The sequence below is a fragment of the Salipaludibacillus daqingensis genome (assembly GCF_029891575.1).
Taxonomy (GTDB): domain Bacteria; phylum Bacillota; class Bacilli; order Bacillales; family Salisediminibacteriaceae; genus Salipaludibacillus; species Salipaludibacillus daqingensis.
Map to the genome: position 1 here is coordinate 97561 of NZ_JARZHF010000009.1, position 25738 is coordinate 123298.

At 39.4% G+C, this 25738-nt stretch carries 23 protein-coding genes and 2 riboswitches; of the genes, 7 read left to right on the forward strand and 16 right to left on the reverse strand.

From position 1 onward, the window contains the following. Window position 1 precedes the first annotated feature (1 nt). Both QDN89_RS17085 and QDN89_RS17090 read left to right on the forward strand, forming a co-directional pair. Window positions 2–868: a transporter substrate-binding domain-containing protein gene (locus QDN89_RS17085; protein WP_280771377.1), complete on the forward strand. Its 867-nt coding sequence runs from the start codon at window positions 2–4 to the stop codon at window positions 866–868. 12 nt (window positions 869–880) lie between these two features. Next, entirely contained in the window at window positions 881–1564 is a 684-nt protein-coding gene (locus tag QDN89_RS17090) for an amino acid ABC transporter permease (protein WP_280771378.1), read from the forward strand. A gap of 182 nt (window positions 1565–1746) precedes the next feature. Here the strand turns inward: QDN89_RS17090 and QDN89_RS17095 are convergent, their stop codons facing one another. From QDN89_RS17095 to QDN89_RS17110, 4 genes are all read right to left on the reverse strand, one after another. After that, on the reverse strand, window positions 1747–2385 hold the full coding sequence (locus tag QDN89_RS17095; RefSeq protein ID WP_280771379.1) for a hypothetical protein: 639 nt from the start codon (window positions 2383–2385) through the stop codon (window positions 1747–1749). Between the two features lie 414 nt (window positions 2386–2799). Then, window positions 2800–3672: an EamA family transporter gene (locus tag QDN89_RS17100; RefSeq protein ID WP_280771380.1), complete on the reverse strand. Its 873-nt coding sequence runs from the start codon at window positions 3670–3672 to the stop codon at window positions 2800–2802. Between the two features lie 87 nt (window positions 3673–3759). Next, entirely contained in the window at window positions 3760–4542 is a 783-nt protein-coding gene (locus QDN89_RS17105) for an SDR family oxidoreductase (RefSeq protein WP_280771381.1), read from the reverse strand. Between the two features lie 257 nt (window positions 4543–4799). Continuing rightward, a complete protein-coding gene (locus tag QDN89_RS17110; RefSeq protein ID WP_280771382.1) occupies window positions 4800–5732 on the reverse strand; it encodes a manganese-dependent inorganic pyrophosphatase in 933 nt (310 codons plus the stop codon). 208 nt (window positions 5733–5940) lie between these two features. Here QDN89_RS17110 and QDN89_RS17115 point away from each other — a divergent pair, with 208 nt between their 5' ends. Beyond that, window positions 5941–6801 carry a VOC family protein gene (locus QDN89_RS17115; protein ID WP_280771383.1) on the forward strand — a complete coding sequence of 287 codons (861 nt, stop codon included), beginning with the start codon at window positions 5941–5943 and terminating at the stop codon, window positions 6799–6801. A 527-nt stretch (window positions 6802–7328) separates the two neighbouring features. Here the strand turns inward: QDN89_RS17115 and QDN89_RS17120 are convergent. From QDN89_RS17120 to QDN89_RS17155, 8 genes are all read right to left on the reverse strand, one after another. Then, on the reverse strand, window positions 7329–8468 hold the full coding sequence (locus QDN89_RS17120) for a Ger(x)C family spore germination protein (protein WP_280771384.1): 1140 nt from the start codon (window positions 8466–8468) through the stop codon (window positions 7329–7331). A 19-nt stretch (window positions 8469–8487) separates the two neighbouring features. Further along, window positions 8488–9927: a spore germination protein gene (locus QDN89_RS17125; protein ID WP_280771385.1), complete on the reverse strand. Its 1440-nt coding sequence runs from the start codon at window positions 9925–9927 to the stop codon at window positions 8488–8490. After that, a complete protein-coding gene (locus QDN89_RS17130) occupies window positions 9917–11029 on the reverse strand; it encodes a GerAB/ArcD/ProY family transporter (RefSeq protein ID WP_280771386.1) in 1113 nt (370 codons plus the stop codon). Before QDN89_RS17130 ends, QDN89_RS17125 begins: the two co-directional genes overlap by 11 nt. A gap of 185 nt (window positions 11030–11214) precedes the next feature. After that, the gene (metH, locus tag QDN89_RS17135; RefSeq protein ID WP_280771387.1) at window positions 11215–14667 is read right to left on the reverse strand and encodes a methionine synthase; all 3453 of its coding nucleotides are present in this window, start codon (window positions 14665–14667) and stop codon (window positions 11215–11217) included. Between the two features lie 50 nt (window positions 14668–14717). After that, on the reverse strand, window positions 14718–16562 hold the full coding sequence (locus tag QDN89_RS17140) for a bifunctional homocysteine S-methyltransferase/methylenetetrahydrofolate reductase (protein WP_280771388.1): 1845 nt from the start codon (window positions 16560–16562) through the stop codon (window positions 14718–14720). 24 nt (window positions 16563–16586) lie between these two features. Further along, the gene (gene metC / locus QDN89_RS17145) at window positions 16587–17756 is read right to left on the reverse strand and encodes a cystathionine beta-lyase (RefSeq protein ID WP_280771389.1); all 1170 of its coding nucleotides are present in this window, start codon (window positions 17754–17756) and stop codon (window positions 16587–16589) included. After that, window positions 17756–18883 carry a methionine biosynthesis PLP-dependent protein gene (locus QDN89_RS17150; protein ID WP_280771390.1) on the reverse strand — a complete coding sequence of 376 codons (1128 nt, stop codon included), beginning with the start codon at window positions 18881–18883 and terminating at the stop codon, window positions 17756–17758. Before QDN89_RS17150 ends, metC begins: the two co-directional genes overlap by 1 nt. Window positions 18884–19105: 222 nt before the next feature. Next, a riboswitch (SAM riboswitch) is annotated at window positions 19106–19210 on the reverse strand. A 268-nt stretch (window positions 19211–19478) separates the two neighbouring features. Beyond that, a complete protein-coding gene (locus QDN89_RS17155) occupies window positions 19479–19958 on the reverse strand; it encodes a GyrI-like domain-containing protein (protein WP_280771391.1) in 480 nt (159 codons plus the stop codon). Between the two features lie 419 nt (window positions 19959–20377). Here QDN89_RS17155 and QDN89_RS17160 point away from each other — a divergent pair, with 419 nt between their 5' ends. Together QDN89_RS17160 and QDN89_RS17165 are read left to right on the forward strand one after the other, a co-directional pair. Further along, window positions 20378–21193, forward strand: a complete 816-nt coding sequence (locus tag QDN89_RS17160; RefSeq protein ID WP_280771523.1) for a DUF4397 domain-containing protein — start codon at window positions 20378–20380, stop codon at window positions 21191–21193. Window positions 21194–21209: 16 nt separating this feature from the next. Then, window positions 21210–21932 carry a class F sortase gene (locus QDN89_RS17165; protein ID WP_280771392.1) on the forward strand — a complete coding sequence of 241 codons (723 nt, stop codon included), beginning with the start codon at window positions 21210–21212 and terminating at the stop codon, window positions 21930–21932. Between the two features lie 63 nt (window positions 21933–21995). Here QDN89_RS17165 and QDN89_RS17170 read toward each other — a convergent pair whose 3' ends face one another. Beyond that, a complete protein-coding gene (locus QDN89_RS17170) occupies window positions 21996–22328 on the reverse strand; it encodes a hypothetical protein (RefSeq protein ID WP_280771393.1) in 333 nt (110 codons plus the stop codon). A gap of 86 nt (window positions 22329–22414) precedes the next feature. Then, window positions 22415–22524: riboswitch (TPP riboswitch) on the forward strand. Window positions 22525–22640: 116 nt separating this feature from the next. Between QDN89_RS17170 and thiW the strand changes: the two genes are divergently transcribed. Continuing rightward, window positions 22641–23123 carry an energy coupling factor transporter S component ThiW gene (thiW, locus tag QDN89_RS17175; protein ID WP_280771394.1) on the forward strand — a complete coding sequence of 161 codons (483 nt, stop codon included), beginning with the start codon at window positions 22641–22643 and terminating at the stop codon, window positions 23121–23123. Between the two features lie 118 nt (window positions 23124–23241). Here the strand turns inward: thiW and QDN89_RS17180 are convergent, their stop codons facing one another. Beyond that, window positions 23242–23802 carry a beta-class carbonic anhydrase gene (locus QDN89_RS17180; protein WP_280771395.1) on the reverse strand — a complete coding sequence of 187 codons (561 nt, stop codon included), beginning with the start codon at window positions 23800–23802 and terminating at the stop codon, window positions 23242–23244. Window positions 23803–23990: 188 nt separating this feature from the next. On the opposite strand from QDN89_RS17180, the gene QDN89_RS17185 reads away from it, so the two are divergent. Beyond that, window positions 23991–24281, forward strand: coding sequence for a DNA-binding protein (locus QDN89_RS17185; RefSeq protein ID WP_280771396.1), 291 nt, complete (start codon window positions 23991–23993; stop codon window positions 24279–24281). Here the strand turns inward: QDN89_RS17185 and QDN89_RS17190 are convergent. Both QDN89_RS17190 and QDN89_RS17195 read right to left on the reverse strand, forming a co-directional pair. After that, window positions 24276–24782, reverse strand: a complete 507-nt coding sequence (locus QDN89_RS17190; RefSeq protein WP_280771524.1) for a GNAT family N-acetyltransferase — start codon at window positions 24780–24782, stop codon at window positions 24276–24278. The genes QDN89_RS17185 and QDN89_RS17190 overlap by 6 nt on opposite strands. A gap of 9 nt (window positions 24783–24791) precedes the next feature. After that, window positions 24792–25556, reverse strand: coding sequence for a class I SAM-dependent methyltransferase (locus tag QDN89_RS17195; protein WP_280771397.1), 765 nt, complete (start codon window positions 25554–25556; stop codon window positions 24792–24794). Between the last annotated feature and the right edge of the window lie 182 nt (window positions 25557–25738).

Genomic DNA, 25738 nt, shown 5'->3' on the forward strand with positions numbered 1-25738 from the left:
CATGTTAACATTATTTAGAAATAGAAAGAGCCTATTTTTTGTAACCGTGTTAACCACGACACTTTTACTAGCTGCATGTGGAGATAATGGAAATGATGAGACTGCAGAAGAAGACGAGCCAACAAGGTGGGATGAAATTCAAGACGAGGGAGTTATTAAAGTCGCCACTTCCGGTACACTTTATCCGACTTCTTTCTATTCAGATGAAACGGATGAATTAACAGGGTTTGAAGTAGAGGTAACTCGAGAAGTTGCTGAACGTCTCGGAATCGAAGCAGACTTTACTGATATGGGATTTGACGGAATGCTCACATCCATTCAAAGTGGGCAAGTAGATATTGCTGTAAATGATATCGATGTCAATGAAAGACGGGAAGAAGACTTTCTATTTACTGATCCATATAAATTTTCTTATGGGGCGATGATCGTTCGACCAGATGATTACTCTGGCATCGAATCTCTAGAAGACCTTGATGGAAAACGCCACGGAGGAGCTGCCACAACGATTTACATGGAGATCGCAGAAGAGTATGGAGCAGAGGGAGTCACGTATGAAAACGTTACGAACGATACGTACTTACGTGACATTGAAAACGGACGATTAGATGTTGTCATGAATGACTATTACCTTCAATCATTAGCCATTGAAGCTCTTCCAGATATAGACGTTATCATTCACCCTGACTTATTTTATCACCCAAATAATCAAGCAATGATCATGAACCAAGATAATGTTGAACTTCAAGAAAATCTTAACGAGGTTATTCAAGAAATGCTAGAAGACGGAACGATTCAAGAACTATCTGAGCAGTTCTTCGGAGGGCAAGACGTATCTCAAGAACCAGACATCGATTTTGCTGACGAATAAAGGAGAATAAAAATGAGTGATATTCAATGGGGACACATTTTTGATATACAATTAGCAATAGAGTCCCTTCCTTATGTCCTTCAAGGTATTTGGTATACGCTATTCATTTCCTTAATAAGTATGGTCATCGGTTTAGCAATTGGCCTCTTGCTAGCGATTGCTCGAGCGTCAGATCGTTTTTGGCTCCGTTGGCCAGCACGTATGTACATCTCTTTTATGCGTGGTGTTCCCATTCTCATCATCTTATTTCTTCTTTATTTTGGATTTCCATTTGTAGGAGTCGAGTTTCAAGCTGTTACTGCAGCAATCATTGGCTTCAGTTTAAATAGTGCGGCATACATGGCTGAAATTAACCGAGCAGCTATCTCTGCTGTACCAAGAGGACAATGGGAATCAGCTAGGTCACTAGGATTTTCTTACTGGATGATGATGAGACGCATCGTATTACCACAAGCATCTCGCATCGCTGTTCCACCTTTAACAAATGTGCTTCTAGATTTGATCAAAGCATCTTCTCTAGCTGCCATGATTACCGTACCAGAAATCTTTCAAATGTCTCGTATTGTTGCTGGACGAGAAATGGATTACATGACGATGTTTATTTTAGTCGCCTTGATTTACTGGGGCATTTGCTCAATAATGACCGTATTACAAAACTATCTGGAGAAACGTTTTGAAAAATACGGTGAAATATAAAATGGAGACCCGACGCATATCATCATTCTTGTCGAGTTTTCTTGTGGGATAAAATATATAAGAAATTATGTCACTTTTACAACCTAAATCGCATGACTATTTGTATTTGAAAAGGCATAGGGAATTGTTCCCTATGCCTTTCTGTTAGTCATTTATTTTTGAACTAACGCTTTTCCGGTAGCTCAAGATTTCGCTTCTACTATTTCATCAATTACTTCCATACGGTATTGATAACTAATTCCATGTTCGTCATCCATGCCATATTCTTTTTCTAACAGTGGATATAAGCTTTCGCTTATCACCCTGTTCTCATAAATGTGTATCGTAATTTGGTAAAAATATTCGTCCACACTATAACCAAGTTTCTCTGCAAGATAAAGCTGTGTTTCAAGTTCCGAAGTCTGAGAAGAAAGTACACCCTCTTTTAAGGGAGTTAAATATTTATCTAACATTTCTTGCAACTCATCTTCTTCTATTTCAACTCCATATCTTTCAAAAGCTAAGTCTTGCCATGTTTGCTCATACAGCATCCTTAGTTGACTGTGCTCATAAGCTTTCTCTTTGTCTGCTTCTTCACCTGTAGTAGCGTAAATTAAATAATATAGAACAAACCAATCTTTATCTTTTCCTTCAAGGTCTAACTGAGACGCTTCACTTAACGCATCATCAATAAGCGCTTTATTTAGTTCTCCAATATCACTTATTTGATTAACTTCTATCAACTTTTGCTTTAATTCGTTTTGCTCAGAAGCGTCAAGGTTATCACTACAGGCACTTAAAAACAAAATCGAAATAAACAACATCAACCCTTTTTTAATCAAGTCTCCCACCCCTCCAATTTACATCCTATAAACAACTACTATTATGCATGCCAAATGAACAATCCGTTATCTAATCTTCCTGATAGGATAATGAAACCTATCACAACAGCAATCTATTTTCTACAATACAATATTAACATAAATATCCAATTATTTCATCAAAGCATAGGAAATCTCATGACGAACGAAAGCTAATTGAAAAGACTGAGTCTAGTACAATACTAGACTCAGCCCTACCAATCTGCCGTAAAAATATTTATGGATGAAGAACAAAAGTTGGTTTATTATATTGCATGAAATTTGATCACGTAGTTTTTGGAAACTCTATGAAGACAATATTGAGAAAAAGAGTGGGTAAAATTTCCATGGTATTACTATGCAAATTCAAAAATAGATTCCTAAATACGTAAACCATTATAGAACATGCCGATTCTTTTTTGGTGTATAAAAAAGAACGGTTAAACCTAAAAAAATCATACATACACCAACAACTGCCAGTGGAGTGAGCACTTCTCCAACAACGACTACCCCAAGTATTGCCGCTGTCAAAGGTTCTGCTAACGATAGCGTTACTGCTGACGAAGCTGGAACTCCCATCAACCCTCTTACGAAGAGTAAATAAGCAATCGCTGTTGCGACAAATCCTAATTGTAAAACAACAATCATTCCTGACGGTTCGAACACCCAACTAACATCATAAATAAATAGTAACGGAGACAACAAGATTGCAGACAGTATAAACACGACAGCAACTGCCATTTCAGATGACACTTTTTGCACAATTTGTTTATTCACAAGGGTGTACGCTGAAAAAGACAACCCTGCACCAATAGCCATGACAAAACCTATAGGGTCAAGTTTGATGTCGCCTTGTGTAACAAAAAGAAGAATACATCCAATGATCGAGAGTGCTGTCGCTAGCCACCATTGACGATCTGGACGCCTTCTATATATGAGCCATTCCATGAATCCTGTTAATATTGGAGCACTTCCGATAGCAATCACTGTACCAATTGCAACCCCTGTTGTCGCTACCGCCGAAAAAAACAAAGGTTGATACGCGGCCATCGCAACCGCAGCTATCAACATTGCTTTCACTGGCCATTTGGTTGGTTTTATTCTCTTTGTAAAAAGGACAATTATAAAAAGAGCTGATCCACCTACTGCAAGTCGCATCGTCCCCACAGCGATTGGGTGAGCCCCTTCAGGAGCAAAATGCTGTGCTGTTCCTGTCGTTCCCCAAAGAATTGCCCCGAAAAGGACGAGAAAGAAAGACATTTTATTCATACGCGTCACGCCAATCTATGAACTTGTTTAGATCATGAAGCATTGGATCTCTAAATGTATTGTTGATTTTTACTGTACACTACTTCATTAGTCATCCCCATTTTTAAATCCACCTTCTGAATGAATAACCTGTCCCGTAATCCAAGCTGCATCTTCACTTACTAAAAAACCAGCCAGTTTCGCAGCATCAGATGGCTCACCTAATCGACCAGTAGGAAACCTTGGTAATAATTCTGCTTTCACTTTGTCATTCATCCAACCTGAATTTGTCGGTCCTGGGTTAATCGTATTTATTGTGATCCCCTTCGCTGCCAGTGAAGAAGATAATGTATAAGTTAACGTTTCAACAGTTGATTTAGTAAGCACATACGACAATTCTTCAGGCATTTGTCCCCGAGACCAACCGGTTGCAATGTTAATAATTCTCCCTTGTTTATTTGAAAAAGCTTGAACAAATGCTTGAGTTAATAACGTAACGGCTCTAACATTCACGAAATAATGCTGATCTAACTTATCAGCAGAGATTGTTTCCAAGTTATCATTTACTGAAAAAGCAGCGTTGTTAACTAAAATGTCAGGACTTGAATGGAACGTTTGTTTAATATAGTTAAATACGATGGAAATAGACTCCGTATCCATTAAATCTAACTCTATTTTTTCAACTCTCACTCCAAACGTTTCGAGTTCCGCTTTGATTTTTTCTTGCTCGTCTTCTGCTACTCCCCAAGGCATTTCGTCATCATAATTCGTCCAGTATGTAAATACGATGTCTGCTCCCTTTTGAGCCAACTCTCGGCATATGGCCGCTCCAATTCCATTCGTGCGACTCACCCCCGTCACTAAAGCAAGTTTGTCTTTTAAAGGTTTCATCCAAATCAACTCCATTTCTTCTATATGAAACTATTCGACACCTACTATGAAAAGCCTTTTAATAGGTTCGTAAACATTCTGATTTGATAAAATTTCGTTTTCTTTGGCAGAAAAACAGGACGCGCAAGTAACTATCTCCGCGTTTGCCATCCGCTACTATTCCTATAACTTCTTTCCCTTCTACGTCTAAACGAAAAAACATACGTTTAAGAAGATTTCCACCCTCCTAAACGTATGTTTAAAACTTCATCGTTCTCTTATGATAACGCACTAGTTAATTGCGGTACGATTTGTTTTTTACGAGAAACAACACCTTCTAATGTTGCTTGTCCATTTTCAAGTTTTACATCAAATGCTTTTTCTACTGCACTTGTTTCGTCTCCGACAGCAACAACAACTGAATTATTCGTTAATATATCAGTGACTGCTAACACAAACAATCCTAGACCTTTTTCAGAAATAACCTTTTTCATTGCCTCTTCCACTTCTGATTTTCGTCCAAGTACATCATTTGTATCCACGACATTAACTTGAGCGACCTCCACTTTGTGGTTGCCCATTGTAAACTCTTTTGCATCTAGAGAAATTAACTGGTCCACCGTTTTTCCACTCATATCTGCTCCAGCCTTGAGCATTTCAAGACCGTATTCATCCATATCTAATCCAGCAATCTCCGCCAATTCTTTTGCAGCAGCTACATCTTCCTCTGTACATGTTGGAGATTTGAATAACAAGGAGTCAGATATTATCGCAGAAACCATTAATCCTGCTATCTCTTTCTTAACTTTTACACCATTTTCTTTGTAAAGCTTATTCAAGATCGTTGCCGTACAACCAACTGGTTCAGCACGATAATAAAGAGGTCCTTCCGTTTCAAAGTTCGCAATTCGATGATGATCAATCACCTCAACAACTTGAACTTTATCCAAGTCTTTTACACTTTGCTGGCTTTCGTTATGGTCCACAAGAATGACTTGGTTTACTTCATTTGCTACAGTCTCCACTAAACGCGGTGCGTCTACTTTGAAATAGTCCAATGCATATTGCGTTTCGCCTCCAACTTCACCAAGGCGAACAGGCTCAACATTTTTTCCTAATTCTTTTTTCAAGTCAGCATACACTAACGCTGAACAAATCGTATCCGTATCTGGGTTTTGGTGCCCAAAAATCAACACTTTTTCTTCACTCATGACATGACACTCCCTTTACTCTAATCAATACGGTTTATTTTATCATGTAAAAAGGGAGAATGTCACCGTTGTAAGGAAGAAACTTCTTATCCTTTCGCTGCTACCGAATTCATTTCATTTTTCGAAAAATCACGTTATTGATCTTCCAGTGTTTATCGAATATACTTACTTTAAGTTAGTAAATAAAAATATATTAGGAGGTTCTTTTATGGCTTTTCATCAGCCCCCTGCAACATATGTAAGGGAAGTTTCCCTAAAGGTTATAAATTTGCAGCAAACTTGCGATTTTTATGAAAAATCTTTAGGTTTGCAATTACTCCAGAAAACGGAGCGATCAGCTGTATTCACAGCCGACGGCAAAACGCCAATAATCACTCTGGAAAAACCAGACAATGTAACGGAAAACCAACCGAGGACAACGGGGTTATATCACTTTGCTCTTTTACTGCCAACCCGTGCGGAGTTAGGCTTATTATTACAACATTTAATTGACGAAAAATACCCCTTACAAGGGGCATCTGACCATCTCGTCAGTGAAGCGATATATTTAGCCGATCCAGAAGGGAATGGAATAGAAATCTACATTGACCGGCCACCTAGTAAGTGGGAATGGAATGGCGATAACGTAAAAATGACCGTCGATCCGTTGGATGTAGAAGGTCTCCTATCTGAAGCAGAAGGAAAAGTTTGGTCTGGTATCGCACCTAAAACAATCATGGGACATATTCATATGCATGTAGCCAATTTAGATGATGCAGAAGTATTTTATTGCAGTGGTTTAGGTTTCGATAAAGTGAGCCAACTTGGCGATCAAGCATTATTTCTCTCTAGTCAAGATTATCATCATCATATCGGATTAAACACATGGGCAGGAGTTGGTGCTCCCGCTCCGGCTAAATCAAGTGCAGGTATTCATTGGTTTGAGATCGTATACCCTAGTTTGGTAAGTCGAGAACATGCCATCGAGAATGTAAACAAACTTGGTTTTTCTACAGATAAAATCGAAGACGAGTATTATACTGTTGATCCAGCAGGAAACACAATAAAATTGTCAGTACAACAAAAATAGCACCCGATGTGGGTGCTATTTTTGCTTCTCTAGGTACACAAAACACACCTTAGTGCCCCTTGTATTCAAAATATCGCTCCCATGGGTCACTAATCTCTTTCTCTTCTTACCCATACATTCAAAATTTCGCTCCTATCGGTCACTAACCTCTTCCTCTAGTTACCCTTACCAGCAATATTTCGCTCCCATGGGTCACTAATTTCTTCCTCTACTTACCCTTACATTCAAAATTCTGCTCCTATGGGTCACTAACCTCTTTCTCTACTTACCCTTACCAGCAATATTTCGCTCCCATGGGTCACTAATCTCTTTCTCTTCTTACCCATACATTCAAAATTTCGCTCCTATGGGTCACTAATCTCTTTCTCTTCTTACCCATACATTCAAAATTTCGCTCCTATGGGTCACTAATCTCTTTCTCTACTTACCCATACATTCAAAACGATGCTCTCATGGGTCCTAAACCCTACTCCTAACCTCCACAACTCTCCAATTAAGTATGACCATGATTCACCACATTCACTCTTTTACTTAATTCGTTTACTTCTTTTCAAATCTACATTAACTTCAACACTAATTGGTAATGCTGAGTACTCTTCGCCCCACTTATCTTTCATTTCTTCCCATTTTTCAGGAAAATCGTCTTCAATCATTTCTGCTATACCTAATACATCAGATTGTGCTTTTTGAACCTTAGTCAAAGAATTCTCAATAATTGCTTTTGCCTCATCTTCCACATCTTTTGTTACTTCCGAAATATCTTCTTTTTTTAAAGAGAGAATGGTTCGAGCGTTTTGTTTGTGAAGATCCGTAATATCACCTGTCATTTCTATTTCTAAATTAATTTCCAAGTTATCTTCTTCTACTGTCTCAACAGTAATATTCGAATTCACATCTCGAAAATTCACAGTTACCATTTGCTCATCTTTTGATAGAACCGATATTATTCCGTCCGCTCTTTCTAAAGCCCAAGATAACCCACGCCCATCCTTTTCTTTCAAAACATCTACCATTTTATCTTCATGGAATACAGCTAATCCTTCAATATGTATTTGCCCATCTTTGTAAATCATCATAGGTAAAACTAAATCTCGTTTATCATTAAGGAATCGCTTACTTGCTTCTAACAAATTAACTGCAAATCCTACGCCTGATTCTTCAGCATGATCCATTAACCCTAAATATGCTTGGCTAGGGATATCTTCTAATCCTGTTGGATGATCCATAACAGATAATGCTGAAGGTGACCCAACCGAAATCCATACAAACGGACGGATGACATGGTTTCGAACCGCATAAGAAATAATAGGTGTAATACCTTTTTCTCTCAGCAGTTCTTCCCCTACTATAAGGTTTGATACATGACCATATTTCGGTTCTCTTGCTAAAAACTCTGTTGCGCCATACACCGCTTTCTGAACAGATTCCGCTTCATCAGATATGACAAAAAATGCTTCCTCTTCCCCATCTCCAGTTTGGTCACCAGCAGCAAGTAATTTTGTTAATGCGACCGTTTGGTGGACATGAAACGGTTCTTCTCCTTCCTCAAAATCAAACCCAAGTGCTGTCACCCATGCCGCTTCCTCAATTTCATGACGATCCCAGCAGCCTGTTATGAAAAGGCAAGCAAACGTTACGATGACGATTGATAATAGCTTTCTCTTCATATCTTAACCTCCAAAATATTTAAAACATCTTTCTTAACTTTTCTAAAGGAGCTAACATACTCGTCTTCCACGGTAATCGAATGACACTGTCTGATAAGTCATCAGGTGCTAAAGGAGCAAATGGATCCATCATCGGATTTCCAAAGGAACGCATCGTCAACAGATGAGTGAGTAACACAATGGTTCCAGCTCCAATACCTAACAAACCTAAGCTCCCAGCTAGAATAATCATCGGAAATCGTAAAAAACGAACCGCATTTGCAAAACTGTATTGTGGTATCGCAAAAGTCGATAGAGCCGTCATACCTACAATGACAACCATAATATTACTAATAATTCCTGCATTTACTGCCGCTTCCCCAATGACCAATACTCCAACAATACTTACAGCTGGTCCAATTGGTTGGGGAAGTCTTATGCCTGCTTCTCGTAATATTTCAAAGGCTATTTCCATTAGCAACGCTTCTAACACAGCAGGTAAAGGGATACCTTCTCTTGTAGCAGCAATAGTAAAAAGTAATGGCGTCGGAATGACTTCATGATTATACGTTGTACCTGCAACATAAAAGGCAGGAAGTAGTAACGCGATGAGGAGTGCAATCCAACGAACCCCCCTCATTAAAATAACTTGAGGATAACGCTCATAATAATCATCGCTTGATTGCATCATGCTATTAATGGAGGCAGGAACAATCAAAACAAACGGACTGCCATTTACGAGAATGCATACTTTCCCTTCTAGAATATTTCCAGAAACGATATCAGGTCTTTCTGTTACTTTCATTGATGGAAACACAGACAAAGGGTCGTCTTCAATTAATTGCTCAACATAACCCGACTCTAATACTGCTTCAATATCAATTTTCGTAAGTCGCTGTCTCACTTCCTCAACGACAGTAGGTTTTGCTTTCCCTTTTATAAAGCCAATCATCACGGAGTTAGAAGAAACCGTTCCAATCTCATATTTTTCAAATATTAAATTTCCATGTTTAACATGACTTCGAATAAGACCGATATTTGTCTGTAACGATTCTACAAATCCTTCATGGGGACCTCTTGTCGTTCTCTCTATGAGAGGATTTTCTACCGCTCGCTGTTCCCAGCCTTTAGAGGAAGCAATCACACCTCCCTCTAATTCGTCGACTACTATACAAGTATCTCCGGTTAAAATTAGGGCCACCATTTCTTCTAAAGTCTTTACAACTTTTGTTTCAGAAACGGTTATAAGATCTGTTATTTGCTCTAAGGATTCTAGAGATTTGATTTGAACTGTATCATTCATTAATGGTCTAACCATCTGTTGACTGATTACTTCTGTATCTACTAGTCCTTCGAGATAAATTGCTGCCGCTCGTCGGTGACTATCCTCTCTTAATGTAAATCGTCGAATAACTAAATCTTCTGTTTCACCAAATAGCACTTCTATGGATTTTAACTTATTTTCAATATTATTTATCATATTCATCACCCTTTTTTACTCGACGAATAATAGCCACAAGTATTAATAATAATGGTATACCTAACTGTAAAGGCAAAGCATGAAGTAACCATCGCTCTGGCAAAATAAAATCTGCCACATCATGAATGTTAGTAAAGACAAGAAATGACCAGATATACATTAATATTATTACGATCCAAATCGCATATTTGCGCTGTTTCATTTGAAACAACGATTGTACACCTTCCGCTCCTCCATAAAGCAAAATGCTTACCTTCACGGTCATCGACCCTAGCCATAATAACGAAACAAGCCATTCTGTTCGTTCAACTACGACACCAAATGAAATCGATTGAGCCACTTCAAACGTGGGAAAAATACTCAAGTTAATTAAATCTTCTCCTAGTACAGCAATGAGAATGATAGATGCCAGAGCTACCATGATGGAATTAATAACCGTACTAAATATGATTGTACGAGGTCCATGTTGATAACGATTTAGAAACGGAATCATAAGTAATATAATCCAAGAAACCTCTCCAAAAACACCAATCGGAGTGTAGGAATGCTTCATCAAATGCATCATGTTTGCATCCCACGGGGCTGGAACGGCTTCTAATTCCCATCGGTTGAAAGATCCAAAATAGATAAATAAACTGGCGACAATAACAGAAAACGCCATGATGACGCCTTGCCTTCCTAAAACCTCTACACCCGCTCGAACTATTTGCACGGACAAAAGAGCAATAATGATAGAAAAAACAAACGCAGGTGTTTCTAGATATTTGAGGCTTACATAGTATTCTGAATATTGACGTATCGAAATACCTCCCCAATCAATGAGCAAGAGAACAATAAATAAATTAACAATCCATCCTAATCCTTTTCCCATTATTTTTTTGGAGTATTGATAGACTGTTTCTCCAGGAAATCGGCTAGAAAGCTTATAAGCTAACAATCCAAATAACATGCCGATAGTTCCAGCAATGAAAGGTACCATCCATGTTTCTTTTGCAAAAGGTTCGCTCGTAACAATATAACCGAATGTTAAAGTACCTGTTAATTTCGTTGCGATGATAAGTCCTGCTAACTGAGTCCATGAAATTCTCTGAATTTGTTCCAAAAATTAATCCCTCATTTCATAAGACACTGCGAAATTGATTTCTCTTTTTATTTGTCACATTTTTACTAGTGTTTTTAAAAAGGAATCTTTTATACGCATTGTTGAGGAATTATTTTCTAATCACCACTACCTTTCTCTTGAACGATAAAAAAACAGCGCCAGCTAATGCTGACACTGTTTTCCATTTAAACACTAAAGTATCGTCCTTCTGGATGAGCAAAAACCATCGCAGATACACTTGCTTCTGGCTCCATCATGTATTCATCCGTTAGTTGAACGCCAATTTGTCCTGGGTCAATGAGGTTAAACAACTTTGCCTGATCTTCTAAATTCGGGCAAGCTGGGTAACCAAATGATACGCGAACACCTTGGTATCGAGCAGAGAAGCGCTCCTTCATCGTAAAGTCTGGCGAGTCTGGGAATCCCCACTTATCTCGCATGAGCTGGTGCACTCGTTCTGCAAACGCCTCAGCTATTTCCAAAGCGACTGCTTGAATTAAGTGACTGTCGAGGTATTCTCCGGCTTCTTTTGCTTCTTCCGCTAATTTCCGTACACCTTTTCCTGCTGTGACAGTCAAAAATCCAACATGATCCATCTCTCCACTATCCACAGATCTCAAAAAGTCCGCTAAGCAAAGATGTGGTTCTTTTTGCTGACGAGGAAAACGAAATCGTTCTACGACTTTGCTATGATCATTTGGATCATAAACAATGACATCATTTCCATCTGATTGAGCTGGATAGAATTGGTACATTCCATCTGCTCTTAATAGTCCATCTTTATCAGCACGGTGCATCAAATCATTGACTTTATCTCGAAGCTCCAACGTTTTATTATCTCCTCTTTCAATGTTACGTTGGATATTCCCTTGGATCCCTAGATGTTGACCAAGCAATGTCTGCATATTCATATAAGGATGAAGGTGAGTTAAGCGAAAGTTTTTCAAGACATGCTGGTTGTAGTCTTCTGGTTTAAACAACGGAGCATTCTTGTTCACTTTAGACCGCGGAAGCTCCATTGTCGCTACAGGTGCTCCCTTATCCTTGCCTTCCCCATTCGCCTCGGCTTCACGAATCTGCTTCTGCTTTTCTTGATGGGCTACAATCAACTGCTCTCGATCTGCTGGTCTAGCAAGTTGATTTGCCAAGTCCAATCCGTTCATGGCATCTTTCGCGTACAAAACGAGACCCTCGTACTCTTTCGAAATTTTATTATCCGTAAAACGACGAGTTAATGCTGCGCCTCCAACCAAAATTGGGATTGATATGCCTCTTTCTCGCAAATCATTTGCTGTCAAAACCATCTGTTGGGTTGATTTCACTAAAAGTCCTGACAAACCAATGGCGTCTGGATCTTCCCTTTCTACCGCTTCAATGAGTTCGTTGGCCGTCACTTTTATCCCTAAATTGACGATTTGGAATCCATTATTTTTCAAAATGATCTCGACTAAGTTTTTCCCAATGTCATGCACGTCGCCTTTCACCGTAGCAAGTAAAATCTTCCCTTTACCACGGTCATCCTCTTTCTTTTCCATATATGGTTCTAAGTGGGCCACCGCTGCCTTCATCGCTTCGGCGCTTTGGAGTACTTCTGCTACGATCAATTCATTGTTGTTGAATAGTTTCCCAACTTCGTCCATGCCATCCATTAATGGGCCATTGATTATCTCCAAAGGAGTATCATACTTCTGCAATGCTTCATCTAAATCTTTGAATAACCCCTCTTTTGTTCCTTCAACAATATAGCTAGCTAAACGTTCTTCTAACGTCATCGTTGATGCTTCTATTTTTTTCTCTGGCTTCTTCTCGCGATAGAAAGCAGTGAACGTCGCTAACGTATCATCATTCGTCTCATAAAGCAGCTTATAAGCTAACTGCTTTTCTTCTTCAGAGATCGATCCGTAGCGCTCTAATTTCTCCGTATTAACAATCGCATAATCAAGCCCTGCTTTTGTACAGTAATACATATACGCTGCGTTTAACACTTCTCGTCCCAATGGGGGTAAACCAAAGGAAACGTTACTTACACCAAGAATCGTTAAACACTCTGGTAATGCTTCTTTGATCATACGAATGCCTTCAATCGTCGCTTGCGCAGAACCGATATACTGCTCGTCCCCTGTACCAACTGGAAATACGAGAGGATCAAAAATGATATCCTGACCTGATATGCCATATTTATTCACTAATAAATCATACGACCTTTTCGCAATCTCAAGCTTTTTTTCAGCGGTTACACCCATGCCTTCTTCGTCAATCGTTCCAACGACAACCGCTGCACCAAAACGTCTAATGAGAGGGGCAACAGCTTCAAATCGTTCTTCTCCATCTTCTAAGTTAATCGAGTTGATGATGGCCTTTCCTTGCGAGTATGTTAACGCACGTTCAATGACCTTTTCATCTGTGGAATCAATCATTAGTGGCACTTTCACTTTATTAATGACGTGCTGCAAGAAATTCTCTACGTCATCCATTTCTTCTCGGTCCGGATCCGCCAAACAAACGTCAATGACGTGCGCACCTCTTTTCACTTGAGCACGAGCAATTTCAGAAGCTTCTTCAAACTTCTCCTCTGCAATCAGTCTTTTGAATTTTCGAGACCCTATCACATTCGTTCTTTCACCAACTAACAGCGGACGCATCGAATCATCATAGACTAAAGGTTCAATCCCGGACACCGTATGTGGATGATCGGCAACTACTTGACGTGGTTTATATCCAGCTAACGATTCTTTCATTACTCGAATATGTTCAGGTGTCGTTCCACAACAACCACCAACAATATTAAGCCAGCCCTTTTTCGCAAAACCTTCCAGTTTCGTCGCTAACGATTGCGGTGATTCGTGGTAATGCCCTTCTTCATCAGGGAGTCCTGCGTTCGGATAACAATGGACATATGTTGTGGAAAGATCTGAAAGGGAACGTAGATGGTCTTGCATGAATTCTGGACCTGTGGCACAGTTCAGTCCAACGACCGTTGGATTCATATGTTCAAGCGAAATATAAAATGACTCGATGTTCTGACCTGCTAACGTTGTTCCCATCGGCTCTATCGTTCCGGAAACAATCAACGGCACATGAATATCTCGCTCACTGACTACTTGATCGATCGCCACATAAGCGGCTTTCACGTTACGCATGTCTTGACTTGTTTCCAATAGTAAAATATCGACACCACCGTCAAGAAGTCCTTCTACTTGTTCACGATACGACTCTGTTAGTTCATCGAATGTCGTGCCTCCAGTAACGGATAATGACTTCGTTGTTGGCCCCATCGCACCTGCGACAAAACGTTTGTTGTCTTCTGTTGAAAATTTTTCCGCTTCTTTCACAGCTAATTCTGCCGCTAATTTATTTAAGCGATACGCGAGGTGTTGTAAATCATAATCTGCTAAGACAATATTCGTCGCACCAAATGTGTTCGTCTCAATAATATCTGCCCCAGCTTCTAAATAATCATGATAAATCTTCTCAATGACATGAGGAGAGACAAGATTCAAGTATTCGTTACAACCTTCATATTCCTCACCACCGAAATCATCAGCAGTTAAATCAGCGTTTTGTAACATCGTCCCCATGGCACCATCAAGGACTAAAATTCTTTCCTCTAAGGCTTGTTCAAAGGATGACTTTTCCATGTTGATCGTCCCTTTCTTTCGTAACATTTTCCTTCTCGATTCTCCCGGCTTCAATTTGATTGAGGAGTAGCATTCTCGCCTACTAAGATATGTCTCGTTAACTCTGCTGTCATGTGATAGCGTAAAAATGGCGTAATCAAATATATACTCTGAAAATACTCGGACGCTGCATCTACTAATGATTTTGCTAAGCGTAACCCTTCCCGCTGACTTGCTTCCCGATCACCAGAAAACTTCGCCATTCGTTCTCGCACGCCTTCCGTTAATGAAATTCCTGGAACTTCGTGATGCAAAAACTCTGCGTTTCTGCTACTCACTAACGGCATAATACCAACGAAAACAGGGACAGGAAGATGTTTAGTCGCTTCATAAATTTCCTTAAAGCGTTCTTCGCTATATACTGGTTGGCTCATGAAATAATCTGCTCCAGCTTCCACCTTTTTTTCCAAACGTTTCACTTCTCGATCAAGCCTTCTTGCGTTGGCGTTAAACGCCGCCCCGACTGTAAACGATGTTTTTGCACCAAGGTCCTTTCCTGAAAAGGAAATCCCTTCGTTTAATTGCTTCATTAATCGTATCAAATCTAACGACGACATATCATACACAGAGCTCGCCCCAGGAAAATCACCCACCTTAGCAGGATCACCTGTAATCGCCAATACGTCGTGAATACCTAATGTATGAAGACCTAACAAATGGGACTGAAGCCCAATCATATTTCTATCTCGACAAGCAACGTGGAGTAGAGGCCTTGCATCCGTTTGTTGTTTCATTAATGCTCCAAGAGACAGATTATCAATTCTTGCTGAAGCCAACGAATTGTCTGCAAGTGTTACCGCATCCGCTCCCGCTTGCTTTAGAACCTCTACACCTTTCATAAATTCAGGCGCTTGAGATAAAGCTTTCGGAGGGTCTAGTTCTACGATCACGGACCGCCGCTTTTTCGAAAAATCAGGTAACCGGTCTTGGAGAGTTGGCGTATGAACAGTAACAGATGGACGCTTCGTTTCTTTTACTTCTTTTTCCGTTACAGGAACGAGCTGATTTGTTTCCACAGCGTTTCTTATTGCCTCCACGTGCTCAGGTGTCGTTCCACAACATCCACCAATGAGATGCACCCCTTGTTTGACAAGGGCTTCTGTCATATCGCCGAAGTACGTTGGATTTGACTGGTAAAAGAAACGGCCATCTCTCACATTCGGCAAACTAGCATTCGGATAAACACATAGGACCGCTTTTTCCAACAGGGGAACTTCTTCTAACGATCGTAACATGTGATACGGTCCCATTCGACAGTTCAATCCAACCACATCCGCGCCTTCCGATTCTAATCGTTTTAGTGCGTCTGTTAATGCTAATCCTCCTTGCAACACACCAATATCACCAAGTGTTACTTGGGCAATGATCGGCTTTTCTGTTTTCGATCGTAAATAGTTAACGACGTTTCGAAGTTCTTCGAAATCATAAAACGTTTCTAGTAAAAAGCCGTCAACATCCGTTTTTAAAAGAACATCCGCTTGTTCCTTCAAACTTTCATAAATATCCTCTTCTCGGTACTCCTTATGGTGGATACTTCCAATACCACCGATCGTCGCAAATACGAAGGCTTTCTCTTTCGCCGCCTCTTTTGCTATCACAACCGCCTGAGTATTCAATTCCTCGACTCGATGTTCTAACTGGTAGCGAGCAAGTTTCAAAGAGTTAGCCGCATACGTATTCGTTTGAATAACATTCGAACCAGCCTGAATATAGTTTTCGTGAACATGTTTTATTTTATCAGGACCTGAGACGTTCAACTCTTCAAAACATCCATCTATCCCTTGTTGATATAGCAAGGTACCCATGGCTCCATCACCGATGAGAATGCCTTGTTGTAATTGTTCAATAAAGCCCATCTAGGTACTCTCCTTTCCGATCATTTAGCGAGTAATTTTTTCAAACGCTTGTTTAAAATCTGTGATTAAATCTTCTGCTTTTTCTAGCCCTACCGAAAGTCGAAGAAGACCATCGGTAATTCCACGCTTAGATCTTTCATCCGCTGGCATCGCAGCGTGAGACATCTTAGCAGGATAAGAAAGAATCGACTCTACTGCTCCAAGACTCACTGCAAAAACAGGGATTTCAACAGCATCGACCACTTGTTTAACCGCCTCTCGATTCGTTAATTCAAATGATAGAACCGCACCTGGTCCATCTGCCTGTGACTCGTTCACCGCATAACCTGGATGATCTTCCAAACCAGGATAATACACACGTTCCACCTCTGGTTGTTCCGTTAGCCACTTCGCAATTTGCATCGCTGATTTTGAGGAAGCTTCCATTCTCGTATGCATCGTCTTCATCCCACGAAGGATAAGCCAACAGTCATTCGGTCCTAATATTGCACCAAAACTATTTTGTAAAAACTTCAGTCTATTAGCTAAATCCGTGTCTTTTACAACCGCTAGTCCAGCCACGACATCACTGTGACCACCAATAAATTTCGTTGCACTATGAACAACAACATCGACACCTAAATCTAACGGACGTTGCAATACAGGTGTCATAAACGTATTGTCTAACACGGTTAAGCAGCCATTTTCCCGCGCTAATGAAACAATTTCTCGAATCGGTGTAATTTTCATCGTCGGATTCGACGGGGTTTCCATATGAATCATTTTCGTATTCGGTTGAATCGCCTTCTTTACTTCATCAACGTTCGTCATATCGACAAATGTATGCTCTATTCCATGGCGCGTGAGAACTTCTGTCGTAAAGCGGAATGTTCCACCGTAAACATCTTCTGTGATCACAAGGTGATCTCCAGCAGAGAGCATCATAAACGTCGTTGAGATAGCTGCCATGCCAGAAGAAAAGGCATATGCTGCCGTTCCATTTTCCATTTCAGCAAACGTCTCTTCTAATGCTTGCCTAGTCGGGTTTCCAGATCGTGCGTAGTCAAATTCTCCGAAGTCATCCAGTCCTTCTTGATGAAACGTAGATGCTGGCTGAATCGCAACACTCACAGCTCCAGATGCTTTATCTATTTTATGTTGATGATGTAATAATCGCGTTTGCAAACTGAATTGTTCTTCTGAATCACGTGTCATTATTTTCCTCCTATTGTAGCTTGCGCTTCATTCAATGCTTGATCGACATCTTTTTTCAAATCTTCAACGGCTTCGATTCCTACGGAAAATCGTAACAATCGATTACAAACACCAAGTTCCTCACGTAATTCAATCGGTACATCAGCATGAGTTTGCGTAGCAGGGTAGGTCATCAAACTTTCTACTCCTCCTAAACTTTCCGCAAACGTCACTAATTTTAAGTTTTGTAAAAAAGGGTTGACCCAGTTTTCTTCATGAACTCGAAACGATAACATGCCACCTCTACCTGGATAAATCACCTCAAGTACGGCTGGGTGAGTCTTTAAAAATTCAGCTAGTTCGTGTGCATTTTGCTGATGTTTTTCCATTCGAAGGGTTAGTGTTTTCATCCCTCGCATCACAAGCCACGAATCTATTGGAGATAAAACTGGCCCAATACTATTAAAGTAGTAAAAAATGCGTTCAGCTAATTCTTCACCTTTTGCGACGATTAAACCAGCAATCACATCGTTATGCCCCGACAAATATTTAGAAGCACTATGAATGACAATATCTGCCCCTTCTATAATTGGACGTTGGATAAGTGGTGTGTAAAACGTGTTATCCACTATTAATAGAAGGTCATTTTCTTTCGCTAACTTACTAAAAGCCACGAGGTCCGCTTCATGCATTAACGGATTTGTTGGCGTTTCAATATACAAAGCTTTTGTTTTTTCTGAGATATGGTCTTTGAAAAATTGTATATCCCGTGCGTCTCCATATTGAAACGAAAGACCCCATCGGCGCCAGCCTTCTTCAAATAGTCGATATGTCCCTCCGTACAAATCGTTCGTTGCCAAAATTTCATCGCCACTTTGAAACAACGATAAAACAACTTGAATCGCAGCCATGCCTGATGAACAGGCGAACCCTCTATCTCCACCTTCTAATTCAGCTATCGCATCTTCTAACAATTGCCTCGTTGGATTACCTGTTCGTGAATAATCAAATCCCGTCGACTGCCCAATCCCTTCGTGGCGATATGCTGTGGAACAGTATATCGGTGCACTAACGGCCCCTGTTCCGGATTCGCTTCTGTTACCTATTTGAACGAGCGTTGTTTCAAGCTCTTTACGGTACTTACTCATGCAAGAAAACCCCTTTCCGTCTCTCCTAACATATTTTCAACTTATCAATCTATTCGGTGAGCTAAAATATAAACAATACTTCGCTTATCCTAAATTTAGGTGTCAATAGCGCTCGTTAAGGTTCTACACTTTAACCCTTTAGATCAGTTAAACATTAAAGTGCAAAAAAGCCTTCTCCATAAAGTAAGAAGAAGGCTGGTTTTAAAAAGTTACGAAGTCTCCCTCTTATCTTTGCAGGACTCACCTGCAGGAATTAGCACCTGACCAATTTGTTGGCTGGTTGCTGAGACTTCAAAGGGCCTATCCCTCCATCTCTCACGATAAGAATTATTCCGAATATTCATTTTAATTGATTGTTCCTCATTGTATATGATGTGACAAGAAGATGCAATAGCTTTTCGAACATTGTCTTGCTAGAAACGAGAAAATAGAGTACATTTTTCTTCAAAAATCATAAAAATTCCCTTCTATATTTTAAACAGAAAGGAATCATATCTTGACTTATTCATCTTCAAAGAGCTTCAAGAACTCCCGTGTTCTATTTTTCTTTCGGGTTTGTTACAATATCTTTGGCAGTTTCTTCCCTCTACTTTTCCTACTTAATGACTGGGATATGAATTTCGAACTCTTTCTCTCCCTTTAATACCGTTTCGAGAGAGTGTAACTCTACTTTAATCGGTAACGGATCATATGCGTCTACCTCTTCTGGCTTAAGTGGCGTTAACTTTTTATCTTGGATAGCTTGTTTAATTTCTTCATAAGTTGTTTCCATTTTTTTCTCTTGCTTATGTCTCGAAATGAGGTACATACCCTCTGGCAGGACGTTACTCGTCATCCCATGTGGAATCTCTTCACAACTATCTACTTCCCACCCTACATAATGAATGAATCCACCTCTGCGGTCGTGAATGGAAATCCCAATTAGTTCCGATTCATTCGTTTTATATTTAATTTCATCCATTCGAGTTTTGGCCGCTTCTATAATTTGATGAATGTCCCCTCTGCTAGCTTCTTGATAGGTACCTTCCCAAACTAACCCAACTACGATTCTTTCCTTCATTCCCCTTACTTTCATATATATTCCCCCTTTAAATAAAAAACGGTTACCTTCGTGATCATTTGATAAGACTACTTTCTTCATCACCTAGAAAATATCCTTTATTTCCTTTGGATCAACTTAAAATTAAGGTGAACAATGATTATCCAATTGTTGTACAATATAACATTTCACCAAATGATAGTATAAATGTTAATTATTTATTCTGAATAAATAATTAATTACCCTAGATAAAGCCTGTATTACCAACATATCGCTAAAAAAATTAAATTTTCTTTAAAAAAGTAAGTCTTTTTAGGTTTTAAATTTGATTAACCGTGGTATTATATCCTTGTACAAGAGTTAAACAATATCCATACAAAGAATACACAAAAGTTGTACACATAATATGTGGAACTTGTTTAACTCAAAAAAAATTCAAGGAGATGATTAGTTTGATGAAGAAAATGAAGTGGGTCACATCAAGTCTAGTATTTTTGTTAATGTTTGGAATGTTTGCTAGTGCTGGTTTAGCAGACGGGCATGAAGACGATGCAATGGTTCGAGTATTCCATGCCTCTCCTGATGCACCCGCAGTTGATGTTTATGTAAATGGCGATGCAGCCGTTGAAGGCGCAGCATTTAAAGACATTACCGGTTACTTAGAATTACCTGCAGGTGACCACGAGGTAGCGATTTTCCCTGCTGGTGAAGATGGGGAAGGCGACCCAGTTATTGAAGCAACATTGTCAGTAGAAGCAGGTCAAGCTTATACAGTTGCTGCAACAAACACATTGGACTCATTAGCGTTAGAAGTTATCTCCGATGACAACACAGTTGACGAAGGCATGACTAAGGTTCGTGTTGGACACTTATCTCCAGGCGCTCCTGCAGTTGACGTTGGACTTGTAGGTGGGGATTCCTTATTCGAAGGTGCTGAATTCTTCGCGGTAACTGATTACTTAGACCTAGAGGCTGATACGTATGACCTTGAAATTCGTGCTGCTGGAACTGAAGATGCTGTATTAGACTTATCTGGTACTGAACTACAAGGTGATATGGTTTACTCTGTGTATGCAGTAGGTGAAGGTGTCGAAGATCTAGAAGTAGTTGTTGTTGCTGACGAAGCACATGAAATGCCTTCTGAAATGCCTGCAACAGGTATGGGTGGAGCATCTCAATCAAATACTTTCCTTCCACTATTCTTAACAATGATCGCTGGTGGAGCAGTATTAACAGTATTTTTTCGCAAAAGATTGGCAACACAAGCATAAATTATTATCTACAGGATTGATTGTTACATTAGCCTTCATTCTTACTGCATGTGTCGCTGAGAATGAAGGCAATCAAAATAATGTAGATGAAACATCAAATACAATTGAGACGAGTGAGGCTATTTCATCTTCTGAACATACTTCGTCTGAAGATGTGGAAGAAAATGTAAATAATAACCTCGTTAACGAAGAGTCTTCTAATATAGTTGAGGAAGAAGTAGAAGAATCGGAAACCGTTACTGTGTCGGAACCAATTGAGCCCGTTTACGGTAGCTCATCACAAGGTATTATTCCGGTTACTGTTGAGATTCCTGCCATCGATGTAAAAGCTGATGTTACAGAAGTTGGACTTGAAGACGACGGTGCAATGGAAGTTCCTGACGATGGTGACTTAGTCGGTTGGTTTAACCGAGGCGTCAAACCAGGAGCAACAGGTAACGCTGTCTTAGCTGGTCACGTAGATGATCGTTCAGGTCCTGCTATCTTTTTCGACTTAAAAGATTTAGAAATCGGTGACAAAATTATCATCACAGATGAAGATGGAACCGTTCTTACATTTCAAGTGAAAGATCGAGAAGTTTATCCTTATGATGATGCACCAATTTCCAAAGTATTTGGTCCTTCTTCTTCAAGAAATTTAAACCTTATTACTTGTACAGGAGAATTCGATCGTGATCAAGGTACTCACAGAGAGCGTTTAGTTGTATTTACCGAATTAGTTGAAGAAGAGCAAGCCTAACCCGGCTTGCTCTTTTGTTTGTCGATTACTCCATCGAATTTTTCCGTATTTCAACATATAGAATTAACCATGGTCGTCCATTTTTTGTCGGTGTTTGTGTAATCCGATATGGTGATACAAAGCAAATTCTTTTTGTGCCTTGCGAGCGCGATTACTTTTAATGCCCATTTTATCGAGAATTTTTTTGATAGATACTTGCGTTACTTGATATTTTGCTGAACTTCGTTTGATAGCATCTTGCTTTCGCAAGTCATAAATCGTCATTCCGTTTATTGCATATAACACAGCGGAAAATTCTCTTCGCGGGAGGTGTAGATGATTGTTTTTTAAGAAGGTTTTTAATTCAAGGAAATTTGCTTCTCTCGCTTGATCAATGATATTACGATCGAGACTCATCCCGATCACCTCCTTTTCCTTCTATTATACTAGAAAAGAACGGTTGACATATAGGATTCATCTGTTAGAATCAAGAGAAATAATAAATCATCTACTAGGGGTGCTCATGAAATGAGCTGAGAGAAAGGTCCATACCTTTTAACTCTATGAACCTGATCTGGGTTAAACCAGCGGAGGGAAGTAGCAAAATGTAATCCTGTTTTACCTACTTTTGTTACCAAAGTCAGGTTCTTTCATCTTAAATGAGAGGACTTGGCTTTTTTTATGCTCTTTTTTCAGTGAGTTGGTTATTAAAAAGGAGGCAACACAAACATGAATCGTACACACAAATTGACGTTGATGGCGATGCTTATCGCAATTGGTATTGTCGGTGCTACCTTTATTTGGTTCCCGGCTGGAGTAGCTAGAGCGTATCCCGTTCAACATGCTGTCAATGTCATTGCCGCTGTTACCTTAGGCCCTGGACCAGCTATTGTCATTGCCTTTGCAATTGGATTGTTACGCAATTTACTAGGTGTCGGAACAATACTAGCATTTCCTGGTGGAATGGCTGGTGCACTGTTAGCAGGACTCGCTTATCGTTGGAGAAAAAAGAAATCTTCAGCAGTTATTGGAGAAGTAATTGGAACAGGGATTATCGGTTCTCTTCTTGCCGTTCCGCTTGCGCAATTTTTTCTCGGGCAATCAGCTGGTGTTTTCTTCTTTATTCCTGCTTTTCTTGTAAGCAGTGCTTCAGGGGCTATCCTCGCTTGGATCATTTTGTCGCGTATTCCTAAAGATAAAATTTTATCTTAAGAAAAAGGTTGCCTCAAACTGAGGCAACTTTTTGTACATTTACGTTTAACTCCATTGTTTTTGAGATAGAAAAAATATTTGACTAAAGCCTGTAACGCTTAATTAATTTTTTTACGATCTAAAGTGACCCATCTACAACAATATCTAATTTTCCTGTTCCAGGATCTATGACTAAGCCATGAACTGGAATATCTGATGAAAATAAAGGATGTTCTTTAATCATATGAACACTATTTTCAATACTGTCCTCCACACTATCAAATCCTTTAAGCCACGTTTCTAAATCAATACCTGCATGCGTTAACAAATCCACTGTTTCATCTGAAATACCATGTGCTTTTGTTTTTTCCAATATCGATGACGCATTTAAATTAGACATACCACAATCATGGTGACCTACAACATACACTTCATCCGCTTCTAACTCATAAACCGCAATTAAAATGCTACGCATAATGCTGCCAAAAGGATGAGAAACGATTGCCCCTGCATTTTTGATTATCTTTGTATCGCCATTTTTCACATTCATTGCTTTAGGCAACATATCTTGTAATCTCGTATCCATACAAGAAAGAATGACCATCTTTTTATCAGGGTATTTTGTCGTTTGGTACTGAATATACTCCTTACTTTCAACGAAAGCTTTGTTATATTCGAGAATTTTAGGTAGTAAAGACATAAGATTCCTCCTTTATTATCAGTAAATCTATAAAACCTACTTATTAGGTTGATTATATGTTCTTTTCGTTTCTTGTCAACATGCAACATCTTTTTTGAGAAGAAATTTGAGTCGATTTTTACATCCATTCGAACGATTTTATATGATAAACTTAAAAACAACTATGGAATTAATTGGAGGTCATTTATATGGAATGGATTGCAATTGCAATCGGGATTGCGGTAGCTGGATTTTTCATTGGCGAAGGCATTAAAAACGTAGGTAAAGGGTCTGACCAAGCATCGTTAGCATCTTTTAAATCACTTTTCGAAAACCAAGATCAATTCATCAAAGAGAAACATCTTCATGATTTTCTTGGAATTTCAAAAGAAGATGCACAGTCTATCGCGCAAAAGTATCCTGATATCCCTCACGTTACGATTAATGGTAATATCTACTACCCTAAAGCCAAACTAAGACAATGGCTCAATAACCTATAATTCTCTTCGATATCGAAGGGAGGTATAGTCTTCATCTTCCTTCGATTGATACGTTTTTTGTTCATGTTGATACTTAAAACCTCTTGCTTCATAAAATGGTATGCCCTTGTGATTTTCCTTTTGAATCGAAACCCATTGTTGTTTCGCACCTAGCTTTTTCTGTTGTTCTGTCACTACAGTAAGGAGCCTTGTTCCAATTCCTTCGTTCCTTCGTGATGGATCAAGATAAAGCACAAATATTTCTCCTGTTTCTTCTCCTGTCATCCCTCCACCAATCGCTCCTATTACTTGACGATTCTCTAGAGCAACAAACCAGCCTCCCCATTCCTTGCTAGTATTTTTAATTTCATCTAATATACGGTGATGGTTATAAAACTCGTCACAAACTCTTTGAATATAAGCATCATCGCAAAGATCAGAATATGTATCCCACTGAGCAGCGGTACAAACATCTGCAATTCCCTCTACATGAACTTCTGTTGCTTTTTGAACGGTAATCATCAATTACCTTTACCACCTTTCGTGATAGGTTGCTTCAAATGTAATGATCTGATCAGATTCTGATGGGTATGTACCATAAGAATAGTCAGCTGAGATGATGATATCTTCAAAACCTAGTCCCTCCAATATATTACGGAATTCTTCCATACCATACCATCGTAGAGGAAACCGCTCCAGTTCAGTTTCTATTAACTTTCCTTTTCGCCATTTTTCATAGCGTCCATGAGAAATCGTAAATTGGTTTATCATATCTACTTCCACCAATTTATTTTCGTGAGTAATCATATCACCATTTTCACATTCCCATGTTTTTGTAGACAACTTTCCGACGGTGAGGTCTGTTGGCAACAATAAATCAACGATTAATCTTCCTCCATCGCGGAGATGATCACGAAAATTCCTAAGTGCTTGTAACGATTTTTCCCTTTCATGTATGAGTAAAAAAGTCCCTGAAGGTACAACAATAGCTTCATATCTTTGATTGGAATAAAAAGATTCCATATCCGCTTCGAATAGTTCTGTAGCTAATTCTCGATCTCGACAATTTGATTGACAAATTTTTAACATCTCTGATGATTGATCAAAACCATCCACAGTTAACCCTGCCTCTAATAAAGGAATGAGGATTCGCCCTGTCCCTGTTGCAGGTTCTAATACCGGTCCTTTACAATGAACTAAACGCTCCAAATAAAACTCTACGTCTCCGAAAGAATGTCCAATCGGTTTGTCCATATCGTACACTTCTGAGGATAACCGGTTATAGTAACTCAGCACGCACAACACCTCCACTTATGATCGCTTATTCAACCACTCTTCTACATCCATCTCCTTTTTTCCTACTTTACTGTCAACAAAGTACATGAAATTCGTTCCATTCTCATTTTTTCTTATAATAAAAATTTGAAGAAAGTATGAAAAAACTGGAACAAAAAAGTGAACAAAAAAATATATAACCT

Excerpts from the sequence above, each read along its gene's own strand:
- QDN89_RS17100 (WP_280771380.1), bottom strand. The coding sequence starts at position 3,672 with ATGAATAAAATGTCTTTCTTTCTCGTCCTTTTCGGGGCAATTCTTTGG.
- QDN89_RS17140 (WP_280771388.1), bottom strand. The coding sequence starts at position 16,562 with ATGGGCTTTATTGAACAATTACAACAAGGCATTCTCATCGGTGATGGA.
- QDN89_RS17105 (WP_280771381.1), bottom strand. The coding sequence starts at position 4,542 with ATGAAACCTTTAAAAGACAAACTTGCTTTAGTGACGGGGGTGAGTCGC.
- QDN89_RS17150 (WP_280771390.1), bottom strand. The coding sequence starts at position 18,883 with ATGAGTAAGTACCGTAAAGAGCTTGAAACAACGCTCGTTCAAATAGGT.
- QDN89_RS17155 (WP_280771391.1), bottom strand. The coding sequence starts at position 19,958 with ATGAAAGTAAGGGGAATGAAGGAAAGAATCGTAGTTGGGTTAGTTTGG.
- QDN89_RS17185 (WP_280771396.1), top strand. The coding sequence starts at position 23,991 with ATGGAATGGATTGCAATTGCAATCGGGATTGCGGTAGCTGGATTTTTC.
- QDN89_RS17160 (WP_280771523.1), top strand. The coding sequence starts at position 20,378 with ATGAAGAAAATGAAGTGGGTCACATCAAGTCTAGTATTTTTGTTAATG.
- QDN89_RS17115 (WP_280771383.1), top strand. The coding sequence starts at position 5,941 with ATGGCTTTTCATCAGCCCCCTGCAACATATGTAAGGGAAGTTTCCCTA.
- metC (WP_280771389.1), bottom strand. The coding sequence starts at position 17,756 with ATGACACGTGATTCAGAAGAACAATTCAGTTTGCAAACGCGATTATTA.
- QDN89_RS17125 (WP_280771385.1), bottom strand. The coding sequence starts at position 9,927 with ATGATAAATAATATTGAAAATAAGTTAAAATCCATAGAAGTGCTATTT.
- QDN89_RS17090 (WP_280771378.1), top strand. The coding sequence starts at position 881 with ATGAGTGATATTCAATGGGGACACATTTTTGATATACAATTAGCAATA.
- QDN89_RS17110 (WP_280771382.1), bottom strand. The coding sequence starts at position 5,732 with ATGAGTGAAGAAAAAGTGTTGATTTTTGGGCACCAAAACCCAGATACG.
- thiW (WP_280771394.1), top strand. The coding sequence starts at position 22,641 with ATGAATCGTACACACAAATTGACGTTGATGGCGATGCTTATCGCAATT.
- metH (WP_280771387.1), bottom strand. The coding sequence starts at position 14,667 with ATGGAAAAGTCATCCTTTGAACAAGCCTTAGAGGAAAGAATTTTAGTC.
- QDN89_RS17180 (WP_280771395.1), bottom strand. The coding sequence starts at position 23,802 with ATGTCTTTACTACCTAAAATTCTCGAATATAACAAAGCTTTCGTTGAA.
- QDN89_RS17085 (WP_280771377.1), top strand. The coding sequence starts at position 2 with ATGTTAACATTATTTAGAAATAGAAAGAGCCTATTTTTTGTAACCGTG.
- QDN89_RS17120 (WP_280771384.1), bottom strand. The coding sequence starts at position 8,468 with ATGAAGAGAAAGCTATTATCAATCGTCATCGTAACGTTTGCTTGCCTT.
- QDN89_RS17190 (WP_280771524.1), bottom strand. The coding sequence starts at position 24,782 with ATGATTACCGTTCAAAAAGCAACAGAAGTTCATGTAGAGGGAATTGCA.
- QDN89_RS17170 (WP_280771393.1), bottom strand. The coding sequence starts at position 22,328 with ATGAGTCTCGATCGTAATATCATTGATCAAGCGAGAGAAGCAAATTTC.